Raw genomic sequence first — 13,272 nt, forward strand, 5'->3', positions numbered from 1 at the left:
TTCGTTAGTGATTGTCTTTGTCTTTTGTGTCCATTATGATAGTTACCGGTCCATCATTTACCAAACTGATTTTCATATCAGCTCCAAAAATGCCACAGGCTATTTGTTTATTTAGCAAAGCTGATAAAGTTCTAATCATTTCTTCATACATCGGGATAGCTTTATCAGGTCTGGCAGCTCTTGTAAAACCAGGTCTATTTCCTTTTTTAGTGGCGGCAAATAAAGTAAACTGACTAATTAATAAAATATTTCCATCAATATCAGCCAATGCTTTATTCATCAATCCATTTTCATCACCAAAAACTCGCATATTAGCTATTTTCTGAGCCAGCCATTCTAAATCTTCTTGTGTATCCGCATCTTCAATACCTAACAGCACTAAAAATCCAGCGTCAATTGCTCCTGTAATAGTATCATCTACTGTACAACTAGCTTGTGTAACTCTTTGTAAAACTGCTCTCATTTTTTGGTTTGTTGGTTTATTCGTTTGTTGGTTTGTTGGATTTGTAGAGTTATGTCAAGACCCAAACAACAAACCAACTAAAAACTAACTAGCTAAGCACGGGTATCATTACCATGAAAAATACTCAAGTAACTCTCGTATCTGCTTATTTCAATTTCACCACTTTCTACTGCTTTAATGACAGCACAACCAGGTTCGTTCACATGCCTACAATTATTAAAGCGACATTGGTTTAAACGATCTCGCATCTCTACAAAATAATGGCTTAACTCTTCTGGTTTAATATCAAAAATGCCTAATTCTCTAATTCCAGGAGTATCAATCAAGTAGCCACCAAAAGGTAATGTATGCATTTCTGCAAAAGTTGTGGTGTGTTGACCTTTATCACTCCATTCAGAAACTTCTCCAGTTTTAATATCGAAACCTGGTAATAATGCATTAATTAAACTAGATTTTCCAACACCTGAGTGTCCTGAAAACAAAGTAGTTTTATCCTTCAATAAATCTTTAATCTGATCTACATTGGTACCTTTTAATGCGGATACTTCATAGCATGGGTAACCAATTTTCTCATAAATGGATTTATATTCAGCTAAAATTTCTAGCCCCTGCTTACTAAATAAATCAAGTTTATTAAAAATTAGACAAGTGGGAATGCTGTAAGCTTCAGAGGTAACTAGAAAACGATCAATAAAGCCTAAAGAAGTTCGTGGTGATGCTAATGTAACTATCAGAAAAGCTTGGTCTAAATTGGCGGCAATAATTTGTGCCTGCTTACTTAAATTAATGGATTTGCGGATGATGTAATTCTTCCGTTCCTGCAATGTATCAATTACACCAGTTTCTGCATTTGGTTCCAATTCAAAGCCAACCCTATCGCCAACTGCAATCGGATTAGTAGTTTGTATACCCTGAATCCTAAATTTACCCTTAATTCGGCAATCGTAATTTTTGCCATCCTCGGCATAAACCTGATACCAACTTCCTGTAGATTTTATAACTAATCCCTGCATATTATGTCGTAAAGGTAGTAATATCATTACATGCATAAAAATGCTTCTATAAATATCATATTTAGCTCTACCCTCATCATTGCTAACTGCATTTCAAATCTTCAAGAATTACTAATTTCTACACAGTAAATTTCTGTTTTCACAAGAATAATGAGCAAGGTATTTTAATCAAACATGATAATACCTTTTCAAAAAGCTATAAAAACAAACTTATCGTTACAATTTTTTTAAATAAGTAGTGGTTTTCATAAAACATTTCAATTTTTTTTAAATAATACTTGACATTGTAAAAAATATTCCTCTACTTAGCGGTGTAGAAAATACACTAAGAAAAGAAATGATTTTTAACAACACGATTATTACCATTATTACATCAACAACAGGCCAATGCCTGATGGGGAAACGCTAGTGGTATAATTGAAACACAACATATAAAGCGCTCCCGAGAATATCGGGAGCGCTTTTTTTTTAACCCATTATTATGAATATTTTAAAATTTGGCGGTACTTCAGTAGGTTCAGTAGAAAGCATAAGTGCTTTGTTGGACATTTTAGCAAAGGAAAATCAGCGGCAAGAAAAACCAATCGTGGTTTTGTCGGCAATGAGTGGTGTAACCAATTTGCTTACGGCAATGGCAGAAAAAGCTGCGTTAGGCCAAGATTATAGCGAAGAGTTAAAAGCATTAGAGCAACGCCATTTTGATGTGATTAGAGCATTATTACCTGCTGCGGCTCAAAATCCAGTTTTAACAAAGTTGAAGCTATATTTTAATGAGTTAGAAGAATTATTACAAGCTATTTATAACCTGCAAGAGATCAGCTTACAGGCTAAAGATTTAGTGCTAAGTTATGGTGAACGCTGCTCAACTTTTATGGTTTGCCATATTGCAAAGCAACAGTTTCCTGAAGCGGTTTTTGCAGATGCAACTCAGTTTATTAAAACAGATGGAAATTTTGGGCAAGCCAAAGTGGATACACAATTAACTGATTTTTTGGTTAAAGATTTTTACCAAACCAATGCTGGTAAGCTTCTTTTCGTTACAGGTTTTATTGCAAGTAACGACGCTAATCGTGTAACAACCTTAGGTAGAGGTGGTAGTGATTATACCGCAGCAATTTTAGGCTCGGCATTAAATGCAAATGAAATCCAAATTTGGACAGATGTAAATGGAATGATGACTGCCGACCCACGAATAGTGAAAAAAGCATTTTCATTACCAGAATTAAGCTATATCGAAGCAATGGAGTTATCTTATTTTGGTGCAAAAGTTATTTATCCGCCAACAATGACACCTGCTTTTTTAAAGCAAATACCTATCGTAATTAAAAATACATTCGATACAGATTTCGAAGGAACTTATATTCGTCATGGTGCAAAAGCATCTGCTTTGCCTATAAAAGGGATTTCGTCTATAGATGAAATAAGTATTGTTAATTTGGCTGGAAGCGGAATGGTTGGTAAAGCAGGGTTTAGCGGTCGCTTATTTTCTTTACTATCGCGAGAGCAAATTAACGTGGTGCTAATTACCCAATCCTCTTCAGAACATAGTATCACTTTTGCTGTAAAACCTTCTGATGCTATTAAGGCGGTAAAGCTGATTTCAAAAGAGTTTGATTTGGAATTACAGGCCAAAAAATTAGATAAACCAGAAGTAGAAAGTGGTTTAGCGGTTTTGGCTATTGTTGGCGAAAACATGAAACATACACCAGGTATTTCGGGTAAATTGTTTCATGCATTGGGTAGAAATGGTGTAAATGTTCACGCAATTGCACAAGGATCATCAGAATATAATATCTCAGTAATAATCGCAAAAGCGGATTTATCTAAAGCGGTAAATGCGGTACATGATGCTTTTTATACTTCACTGAATAAAACGCTGCATATCTTCTGTTTAGGGACGGGAAATATCGGTAAAACATTATTTAAGCAATTGCAAGTTCAAATGCCTTTCTTAGCTAAAAACAACGATTTACAGGTAAAAGTAATGGGAATAAGCAATACTCGAAAAATGCTGTTATCGCCTAATGGCATAGCTTTAGAAAATTGGGAAGAAACACTAAATGCACAGGGTGAAGCCGCCAATTTAGAAGAATTCGTTGCAAAAATGAAAGCCATGAATTTACCGAACTGTGTATTTGTAGATAATACCGCAAGTCCGCAGCCTGTACCTTTTTATCAAGGAGTTTTTGAAGCAAGTATTTCTGTAGTTACCTGTAATAAAATTGGTAACTCAGCTAGTTTTGCACAGTACGAAGCATTTAAAAATACAGCTCGCAAATTCGGTGTAGATTTTTACTACGAAACCAATGTAGGTGCGGGTTTGCCAATTATTAGAACCTTAAAAGATTTGATGATGAGCGGTGATAAAATCGCTCGTATTGAAGCAATCCTTTCGGGAACTATCTCTTATATATTCAATCATTTTAAAGGCGATGCAGCTTTCCATGAAATTGTAAAGGAAGCGCAAGAGAAAGGGTATACTGAACCCGATCCACGGGACGATTTGAACGGGAAGGATTTTATGCGCAAAATGTTAATTCTGGCTCGTGATGCAGGTTACGCTTTCGAAGAATCTGATGTAAGTATTCAGAATATGCTACCAGATGCTTGTTTGCAGGCTCCAACAGTCGAAGAATTTTACAAGCAATTGGAACTAAATGCTGCGTATTTTACCAAATTGAAAGATGAAGCAGAAGTGAGTAAAAAGGTGTTACGCTATATTGGTAAACTAGAAGATGGCAAAGCATCTATCACTTTGCAAATGGTAGACGAAAACCATCCATTCTATATGCTTTCAGGTAGTGATAACATTATCTCATTTACAACTGATAGATATAAAGAACGTCCGTTGGTAGTAAAAGGACCGGGCGCTGGTGCTGAGGTTACTGCTGCTGGAGTTTTTGCAGATATTATAAATGTTGGAGGCGAAAAGGCGTAAATACATATAAAGATGAAAGAAATAAAAGTTTTCGCTCCCGCCACCGTTGCCAATGTAGTTTGTGGATTTGATGTTTTAGGTTTCGCCGTAAACGAACCTGGAGATGAAGTTGTCATGCGCTTAGTTAATGAACCTGGCGTTCGTTTATTAAAAATTACTGGAGATGACGGTCGATTACCACTAGAACTCTACAAAAAATACAGTGAGCGCAAGTGTGCAACATTACCTAAAGCATTTAAATAAGGAAGATATAGGTGTAGAAATTGAACTGCATAAAAAGATGCCAATTGGTAGTGGATTAGGTTCCAGCTCAGCGAGTACAGTTGCGGGTTTATATGCAATTAATCAGTTAATGGGCAATCCACTAACTCCAAAAGAACTGGTTCCATTTGCAATGAAAGGTGAAGAATTAGCTTGTGGCTATGGTCACGCAGATAATGTTGCACCTGCTCTAATGGGTGGATTTGTTTTGGTTCGCAGTTATGAGCCACTAGATTTAATCGCTTTGCCAACACCTAAAGATTTGTTTGCTGCGATTGTTTACCCAGAAGTGGAAGTGCCTACAAAGGATGCCCGACAAATGATTCGTGCTAAAGTTTTATTAAAAGACGCCGTTACTCAATGGGGAAATGTGGCCGGCTTAGTCAGTGGATTATTTTTGAACGACATTGATTTGGTGGGTAGAAGTATGAAAGATGTTTTAGTGGAGCCAACTCGTTCTATTTTAATTCCTGGATTTGAAACTTTGAGAGCACTTGCTATGGAGAACGGAGCAGTAGGTTTTGGGATTTCAGGTTCTGGCCCATCTGTTTTTGCATTAACTAAAGATGAGGAAACTGCCCGAAAAGTAACTGATGCGCAACAAAAACACTTAACAAAATTAAAAATTAATAGCAATGCTTACGTGTCTTCGGTAAATGCCGAAGGACCAAGAGTATTGTAAAAGAATTCAACCATACAGCAATGCAATTATATTCAACCAACAACAAAAATCTACGTGTTTCTTTTCAAGAAGCAGTTTTTAATAGCATGCCACAGGATAAAGGATTGTATATGCCAGTGGAAATTCCTCAATTAGAAAAAGGGTTTATAACTGATATTGAAAAATATTCGCTTCCTGAAATTGCATATAAAATTGCTTCCACTTTGCTAGGGGATGAAATACCAGCGACTGATTTGAAAGCTTTAATTGAAGATGCTGCCAATTTTGATGCACCAATTGTAAAACTAGATAAACAAACATTTGTGCTCGAATTATTTCATGGCCCGTCTTTGGCATTTAAAGATTTTGGCGCTCGATTTATGAGTAGAGTGATGGCATATTTTTTAAAAGACGGAGAACAGTTATTAGACGTTCTAGTTGCTACTTCTGGGGATACTGGAGGAGCAGTTGCTCTTGGGTTTTTAGGTGTGCCAAATACTAGAGTTACTATTTTATTTCCAAAAGGGAAAGTGAGTGAAGTACAGCGTTTACAATTAACTACCAATGGCAAAAATATTAGAGCTATTGCAGTTGATGGTACTTTTGATGATTGCCAGACGTTAGTGAAACAAGCTTTTGCTGATGATGAATTGAATTCAAAGTTCAGATTAACTTCTGCTAATTCAATCAATATTGCACGATTAATTCCCCAAACTTTTTATTATTTCAACGCATATGCACAGGTAAAAAGACAAGGTTTTGCAACTATTGTTTTTTCGGTACCTAGTGGGAATTTTGGAAATATTGGTGCGGGATTATTAGCCTACAGAATGGGTCTGCCAGTTCATCAGTTTATTGCGGCAACCAATGCGAATGACACTGTTCCACGTTTTCTAGAAACTGGAGTGTATGAAACTAAGCCATCCGTACAAACCTATGCTAACGCAATGGATGTTGGTGCTCCTAGTAATTGGGTTCGCATTATGGATCTGTTTAAGGAAGATAGAAAAGTTATTCAGGCATTGGTAAAGGCATATCGTTTTACGGATGAAGAAACCTTAGCAGGAATTACAGAAATCTTTGAGAAATTTAATTATGTTGCTTGTCCGCATACGGCGATTGCTTATTTAGCTACTAAAGCTTACGCTGAAGAAAATCCTACAGATGAAAGTGCAAAAGTGTTTTTGTCTACAGCTCATGCTTGTAAGTTCCCAGAAGTTTTTTCGGCAGAAATGACAGCTAAAATTGAATTACCTGAACAAGTGAAATCGCTTAAAAACAACCCAGAGGTATATGACGAATTGGGTAAGGATTTTGAAGGATTTAAAGAGTATTTGTTAAAGAAATAAAGAAAATTTTTCATTCCTAGCCTGCGAAGAATTTAGTTATTGAATTAGATTCTTCGCTAGCTCTAAATGACAAAACTAAAATACGGCTTGCGCTATTCTTTTAGTTGGTTCTGGATTGCTCATGGTATAGAAATGCAATACAGGGGCTCCAATGTTAACCAATTCTTTGCATTGAGCAATCATAAATTCGATACCTACTTCTTTGACCTCAGCCTCACTTTTGCAAGCATGAATAGCTTCACTCAAATCTTCAGGTAAATCGATATGGAATACTTTTGGTAAACTGATTAATTGTTTAGAGGACGTGATTGGTTTTAAACCAGGGATAATGGGTACATTAATTCCATTTTCTCTACATTTCTTTACAAAATCAACGTATTTAGAATTATCAAAAAACATTTGAGTAACGATAAACTCGGCACCCATATCTACTTTCTTTTTTAAATATTTGAAATCAGTTTTAAGGTTGGGCGCTTCAAAATGTTTCTCAGGATATCCAGCAACGCCGACACAAAAATCTGTTTTAAAAGCATCATGATCTTCGTGTAAATAGCGACCACTATTCATGTTCATTACTTGCTCCAAAAGGTCTGTTGCATACGAATGACCACCAGGAGTTGGAATAAAGCTTGAATCTGCATGACGGGCATCTCCACGTAAAACCAATACATTATCGATCCCTAAAAACTGCAAATCTATTAATGCATTTTCAGTTTCTTCTTTAGTAAAACCACCGCAAATTAAATGTGGAACAGCATCTACTTTATATTTATTGATAATTGCTGCGCAAATAGCAACTGTACCAGGTCTTTTTCTGTACGATATTTTCTCTAATAAACCAGTTTCATGTTGTTTATAAATATAATCCTCTCTATGATAAGTTACATCAATAAAAGGTGGATTAAACTCCATTAATGGATCAATAGCATTGTAAATAGCCTGAATACTTTTACCTTTTACTGGTGGCAAAAGTTCAAATGAGAATAAGGTTTTACCCTTTGCGTTTTTTATATGGTCTGTAATCTTCATAGTGGTTGATTAGTTGTTTGGTCGTTGGTTTTTTGGATAGTTGAGCTAATGTATCCTAGTATGCCAAATTCGGGCTTAACCATCTTTCAGTTTCTTCTAAATCCATTGCTTTTCTATTTGAGTAATCTTCTACTTGGTCTTTGGTAATTTTTCCTAATCCGAAATAGCGAGCATCAGGATGAGAGAAATAAAACCCACTAACAGCTGCAGTTGGGTACATTGCATAACTTTCTGTAATCTTTAAACCAATCTTTTCTTCTGCATCTAGTAGCGCAAATAAGGTCCCTTTTTCGGTGTGCTCTGGACAAGCTGGATATCCTGGTGCTGGACGAATACCTTCATATTGTTCCTTAATTAACTGTTCATTGGTAAATGCTTCATCTTTTGCATAACCCCAATAATCCTTGCGTACCAATTCATGCAGTTTTTCTGCAAAAGCCTCTGCTAGTCTATCAGCCAATGCTTTGACCATGATGCTATTGTAATCATCATAGTTCTTCTCAAATTCAGCTACCAATTCATCGCAGCCTATACCTGTGGTAACGGCAAAGCCACCAAAATAATCTTGTACTCCACTATCTTTATCGGCAATGAAGTCTGATAAAGCATAGTAAGGCTGTCCGTCTACTTTTTCAGCTTGTTGGCGTAAAGTATGAATTCTTACTTTTTCAGCTTTGCCATTTTTCAGCTTTTCATCTGCTTTAAGGTTACTGCTTTCTACAGCCAGCTCTATATCATCGCCTATGGCATGAGCAGGCCAAAAACCAAATACTGCTTTGGCGGTTAACAGCTTCTCATTCACAATTTTATTTAAAAGTACTTGGGCGTCATCAAACAATTTTTTTGCCTCATTGCCAACAAATTTGTCATCGAAAATTTTCGGATAGCTACCGCGAAGTTCCCAAGTATGGAAAAATGGTGTCCAATCAATATAGGGAACAAGCTCTGCTAAAGGATAATCGTCCAATATCTTAGTACCAGTAAAACTTGGTGCAGGCGCAACCTTTTTAAGGTCTAATTTAAATTTATTAGCCCTTGCCTCTTCTATAGTTTTAAATCTTTTATCAGAACGTTTATTTAAATGTGCTTCACGAGCTTTATCGTATTCAGCTCTTATGCCAGCAACATATTCATCTTTTGTTTCTGGATTCATCAACGTACTACACACTGTAACACTTCTCGATGCATCTAAAACGTGAATTGCTGGTCCAGAATAATTCGGAGCAACTTTTACAGCCGCGTGAATACGTGAAGTTGTAGCCCCACCAATAATTAATGGAATAGTAAATCCTTCACGTTCCATTTCTTTGGCAAAGTGAACCATTTCATCTAAGGATGGCGTGATCAAACCACTTAAACCAATAATATCGGCATTAATCTCTTTGGCTTTTTTAATGATGTCTTGCGCAGGAACCATTACACCCATATCTACAATTTCGAAGTTATTACAGGCTAAAACTACACCTACAATATTTTTTCCAATATCGTGTACATCGCCTTTTACGGTTGCCATTAACACTTTTCCGGCAGATGAATTTTGATCTTGATCTGGATTATCTAATTTTTCTTGCTCAATAAAAGGTAGGAGATAAGCAACGGCTTTTTTCATTACCCTTGCCGATTTTACTACCTGTGGTAAGAACATTTTTCCAGCACCAAATAAATCTCCAACAATATTCATCCCATCCATTAACGGACCTTCAATTACCTGAATTGGACGAGGATATTTTTGTCGAGCTTCCTCTACATCGTCATCTAAATATTCTACAATTCCTTTAACTAGCGAATGAGATAATCGTTCTTCAACTGTTCCTTTGCGCCATTCTTCATCGCGAACTATTTCTTTTCCTTTACTTTTAATGGTATCGGCGTATTCTACCAAACGTTCAGTTGCATCATCTCTACGGTTCAATAGTACATCTTCTACACGTTCTAATAATTCTGGCGGAATTTCTTGATACACTTCTAGCATACCTGCATTCACAATTCCCATATCTAAACCAGCCTGAATAGCATGGTATAAAAATGCAGAGTGCATCGCTTCACGAACTGTATTATTTCCTCTAAATGAGAATGAAATATTAGAAACGCCACCACTTACTTTAGCGTAAGGTAAGTTTTGTTTAATCCATCGTGTGGCATTAATAAAATCGACAGCGTAATTGTTGTGTTCTTCTAATCCTGTTGCTACGGTTAAAATATTAGGGTCGAAAATAATATCTTGAGGGGGAAAGCCAAGTTCATTTACCAAAATATCATAACTTCTTTTGCAAATTTCAATTCTACGGTCATAATTATCGGCCTGACCTTTTTCGTCAAAAGCCATAACTACAACTGCAGCACCGTATTTCATAATTTTACGAGCGCTTTCTCTAAACTTTTCTTCTCCTTCTTTTAAGGATATAGAGTTTACAATTCCTTTTCCTTGCAAACATTTTAAGCCATTTTCTATGACCGACCATTTAGATGAATCGACCATGATAGGTAGTTTAGCAATATCAGGTTCTGATGCAATTAAATTCAGGAATTTGGTCATTGCCGCTTCCGAATCAATCATACCCTCATCCATATTTACATCGATGATTTGCGCACCGCCCTCTACCTGTTGTAGCGCAACAGCAAGAGCAGCTTCGTAATCGCCACCTAAAATTAATTTAGAAAACTTTGGAGATCCTGTGATATTGGTTCTTTCACCAATATTTACAAATATGCTTTCGGGAGTGATGGTAACGGGTTCTAATCCGCTTAAGCGCAGGTAAGGCTCAACGGTAGGAATTTTTCTTGGACTTGCTTTTTTTGCTTTTTCGGCAATACAGCCGATGTGTTCTGGGGTAGTGCCACAACAACCACCCACAATATTTACAAAGCCAGAGGCGATAAAATCATCCACCAGGTGTGCAGTTTCATGAGGTAACTCATCGTAAGCGCCGAACTCATTCGGTAAGCCTGCATTTGGATAAGCAGAAATATAACAACCTGCTTTTTCTGATAATTCTTCAATGTGCGGACGCATTTCTTTAGCTCCCAATGCACAATTAAACCCGATACTTAATGGATTTGCATGAATCACAGAGTTTAAAAAAGCTTCGGCTGTTTGTCCAGATAATGTTCTTCCAGAAGCATCGGTAATCGTTCCAGAAATCATGATTTCTAGTTTTCTGCCAATTACTTCTTCATATTTTTTAATCGCAACAATTGCTGCTTTACAATTTAGGGTGTCAAAAATGGTTTCTATTAATAATACATCAGATCCACCATCTACTAAACCACGAACTTGTTCATAATAAGCGGCTTCTAATTCATCGAAATAAATAGCTCTAAAACCTGGATCATTTACATCTGGCGACATAGATAACGTTCTGTTTGTTGGGCCAACTGCACCAGCTACAAAACATTTCCTGTCGGGATTTGCTGCCATAAATTCGGTTACTGCTTCTTTAGCAACTTTAGCTCCTTCAAAACTTAACTCGTACGACAACTCTTCCATTTGATAATCGGCCATGGAAATACGTTGTGTACTAAAGGTGTTGGTTTCTATAATATCAGCGCCAGCTTTTAAATATTCTAAGTGAATTTCCTTAATAATATCAGGACGTGTAATATTGAGCAAATCGTTATTGCCTTTTACATCGCATGGATGATTCTTAAATCGCTCTCCTCTGAAATCTTCTTCAGTTAATGTATAGCGTTGAATCATGGTACCCATTGCACCATCTATAATTAAAATACGTTTCTCTAATTCTTCTCTAATATCCATACTAGTATTTAGTAGTTACTATATAGGATCAAGACATTTGACACACCATAAAACTACATTTAGACCTAATCATATTATTTAGCACTTATCATCTAAATACTAAGTACTATAAGCTAGGTACTTTAAAAAAATGCTTCTAAAAAGTCTGGATTCTCTTTTCTCCTTAAACTTATCTTCTCTCGCCACTGCTGAGATTAGAAATTAGCACCTTGTTGGCACAGGTTGCTAAGACTTCGTTGGGTCTAGTCCCTCCGTCTTTCTTAATAAGCAATACAAAGGTGCAACAAAGCATTATCAATTCCAAAAAATTGGCTGCTAATGCCAAATAAAATTACAAAGGCCACGCAAATCTGCGCAGCCTTCGATATAATATTCTGAAAATGTTTTGTTTTTACTTTCTGCTTCCGAAAATGCGGAGTAATGAAAGAAATAAATTAAGGAAAGTAATGTAAAGAGACAAAGCGCCAATGAGTGCAAGTTTTTTAGAATCCTCTATAGTTGCGTCATCTGCATTATCAAGACCTTCGCCTATTCTTTTAATAGCCTGAACTTGAAAAGCAGTTAGTGCCGTAAAAATAGCCACTCCAACAAATCCTAAGAAATAGTATAATGATTCGCTCCCAATGAACATATTTATAACGCTGATTATAATTAATCCAATAATTCCAGCACTTAAGATTGGACCAAATTTACTTAGGTCAACATTGGTTGTGTAACCCATAATAGCCATGACAGCAAATATTGAAGCTGCTGCAGCAAAACAGATATATATTGATGTTAAAACATATATAGCAAGTATAAAACTTAAGAAAAAGCCAGTCAACACTGAATAAAGAATAAATATGCCTGCCAATGTACCATAGGAAAATCTACGCATACCTGCATTCATTAACATTATTAATCCAAAAGGCGCAAATATTGCAATTAATCCTAATATGTTAGGGCCAAGTTTTCCAGTTTCGGGATTTTGTGTTGTTAGAATACTGATTACTGAAGGATTGTATGAAATGTAAAAAGCTGTTAGTGTAGAAATTGATAACGCCACAAACATCCACAAGAAAACATTTGCAAAGAATTTTTTAGAAACAGAGCGTTCTTGTACAAAAACACTGTCATTTTGATATTGATAATTTTGTTCTGCCATTTTGATTGATAAATAATTCTAGGTTAAAAATAAGCGTTTAATTTAATCTTTTTGTCAAGAGTTCTTCAACTTTTTTAAAGAACTGTCGCGGTTTTAGTTTTCGCCAATGCAAATCATCTAGTTCTCCACCAAAGTTGATGTAATAATCGATGCTATTATCGCGAAACTCGCGAATAACGTGTTCGTTGAAATTAACTCCTGCAATCCAACCATCTTCCACATCTTGAAACCACTCTTCGTAATAACTATCATCAGATGCATGGAAATTCAATACGTTTTCTCCTACTAGGATAAACTTATTAATCCCTTCATCAATCATCAGTTCTAAGATTTCTCTTTTAAGCATCATGATATCGTTGTTAATGGCATCATTCCATTCACCCATCAACTCTATGATTGCATATTGCTTATCATAATCTACAAACAATACTTTAATGTAAAGGGTATTTGAACCAAACGTATCCCATTGGGGATGAATTAGAAAATTATAGAGTTGTTTGTCGTAGTAAAATTCAGAATACTCGGTATCGAAAAATGGCGAACGCTCATCTTCTGCAGCAATATAATCATCTCTCCAAAGATAAAAAGGTTCAATTTCGTGCATGAGTGGGTTGCGAGTTGTGGGTTGCGTGTTACGGGGCTGGGCGTTTAAAAGTT

Annotated in this window: 8 protein-coding genes, 1 pseudogene and 1 riboswitch; of the genes and pseudogenes, 3 read left to right on the forward strand and 6 right to left on the reverse strand. The window is 36.2% G+C overall.

Annotated elements, in window-relative coordinates:
* Nucleotides 1-4: 4 nt before the first annotated feature.
* Both dtd and rsgA read right to left on the reverse strand, forming a co-directional pair.
* Nucleotides 5-463 carry a D-aminoacyl-tRNA deacylase gene (gene dtd, locus ACHMWN_RS07165; RefSeq protein ID WP_397299032.1) on the reverse strand — a complete coding sequence of 153 codons (459 nt, stop codon included), beginning with the start codon at nucleotides 461-463 and terminating at the stop codon, nucleotides 5-7.
* A 92-nt stretch (nucleotides 464-555) separates the two neighbouring features.
* Nucleotides 556-1,476 carry a ribosome small subunit-dependent GTPase A gene (gene rsgA, locus ACHMWN_RS07170; RefSeq protein ID WP_397299035.1) on the reverse strand — a complete coding sequence of 307 codons (921 nt, stop codon included), beginning with the start codon at nucleotides 1,474-1,476 and terminating at the stop codon, nucleotides 556-558.
* A gap of 481 nt (nucleotides 1,477-1,957) precedes the next feature.
* Here rsgA and thrA point away from each other — a divergent pair, with 481 nt between their 5' ends.
* The 3 genes and pseudogenes from thrA to thrC all read left to right on the forward strand — a co-directional run bounded on the left by thrA (nucleotide 1,958) and on the right by thrC (nucleotide 6,685).
* On the forward strand, nucleotides 1,958-4,414 hold the full coding sequence (gene thrA, locus ACHMWN_RS07175; RefSeq protein WP_397299038.1) for a bifunctional aspartate kinase/homoserine dehydrogenase I: 2,457 nt from the start codon (nucleotides 1,958-1,960) through the stop codon (nucleotides 4,412-4,414).
* Between the two features lie 12 nt (nucleotides 4,415-4,426).
* Nucleotides 4,427-5,357 (forward strand): annotated as a pseudogene (locus ACHMWN_RS07180) (homoserine kinase).
* A gap of 20 nt (nucleotides 5,358-5,377) precedes the next feature.
* Nucleotides 5,378-6,685, forward strand: coding sequence for a threonine synthase (gene thrC, locus ACHMWN_RS07185; RefSeq protein WP_397299040.1), 1,308 nt, complete (start codon nucleotides 5,378-5,380; stop codon nucleotides 6,683-6,685).
* Nucleotides 6,686-6,760: 75 nt separating this feature from the next.
* Here thrC and metF read toward each other — a convergent pair whose 3' ends face one another.
* The 4 genes from metF to ACHMWN_RS07205 form a co-directional block, all read right to left on the reverse strand.
* Nucleotides 6,761-7,714: a methylenetetrahydrofolate reductase [NAD(P)H] gene (gene metF, locus ACHMWN_RS07190; protein ID WP_397299043.1), complete on the reverse strand. Its 954-nt coding sequence runs from the start codon at nucleotides 7,712-7,714 to the stop codon at nucleotides 6,761-6,763.
* Nucleotides 7,715-7,769: 55 nt separating this feature from the next.
* Complete coding sequence (gene metH, locus ACHMWN_RS07195) at nucleotides 7,770-11,471, reverse strand: methionine synthase (RefSeq protein ID WP_397299046.1); 3,702 nt, start codon at nucleotides 11,469-11,471, stop codon at nucleotides 7,770-7,772.
* A gap of 166 nt (nucleotides 11,472-11,637) precedes the next feature.
* Nucleotides 11,638-11,741, reverse strand: a riboswitch (SAM riboswitch).
* A gap of 121 nt (nucleotides 11,742-11,862) precedes the next feature.
* A complete protein-coding gene (locus tag ACHMWN_RS07200; RefSeq protein WP_397299047.1) occupies nucleotides 11,863-12,615 on the reverse strand; it encodes a Bax inhibitor-1 family protein in 753 nt (250 codons plus the stop codon).
* A gap of 37 nt (nucleotides 12,616-12,652) precedes the next feature.
* On the reverse strand, nucleotides 12,653-13,219 hold the full coding sequence (locus tag ACHMWN_RS07205; RefSeq protein ID WP_397299049.1) for a hypothetical protein: 567 nt from the start codon (nucleotides 13,217-13,219) through the stop codon (nucleotides 12,653-12,655).
* Between the last annotated feature and the right edge of the window lie 53 nt (nucleotides 13,220-13,272).

Origin of the sequence: Pedobacter sp. UC225_61, from assembly GCF_044452285.1 — a bacterium.
Classification (GTDB): Bacteria; Bacteroidota; Bacteroidia; order Sphingobacteriales; family Sphingobacteriaceae; genus Pedobacter.

Coding starts and splice junctions, on each gene's coding strand:
- dtd (WP_397299032.1), bottom strand. CDS start 463: ATGAGAGCAGTTTTACAAAGAGTTACACAAGCTAGTTGTACAGTAGAT.
- rsgA (WP_397299035.1), bottom strand. CDS start 1,476: ATGCAGGGATTAGTTATAAAATCTACAGGAAGTTGGTATCAGGTTTAT.
- thrA (WP_397299038.1), top strand. CDS start 1,958: ATGAATATTTTAAAATTTGGCGGTACTTCAGTAGGTTCAGTAGAAAGC.
- thrC (WP_397299040.1), top strand. CDS start 5,378: ATGCAATTATATTCAACCAACAACAAAAATCTACGTGTTTCTTTTCAA.
- metF (WP_397299043.1), bottom strand. CDS start 7,714: ATGAAGATTACAGACCATATAAAAAACGCAAAGGGTAAAACCTTATTC.
- metH (WP_397299046.1), bottom strand. CDS start 11,471: ATGGATATTAGAGAAGAATTAGAGAAACGTATTTTAATTATAGATGGT.
- ACHMWN_RS07200 (WP_397299047.1), bottom strand. CDS start 12,615: ATGGCAGAACAAAATTATCAATATCAAAATGACAGTGTTTTTGTACAA.
- ACHMWN_RS07205 (WP_397299049.1), bottom strand. CDS start 13,219: ATGCACGAAATTGAACCTTTTTATCTTTGGAGAGATGATTATATTGCT.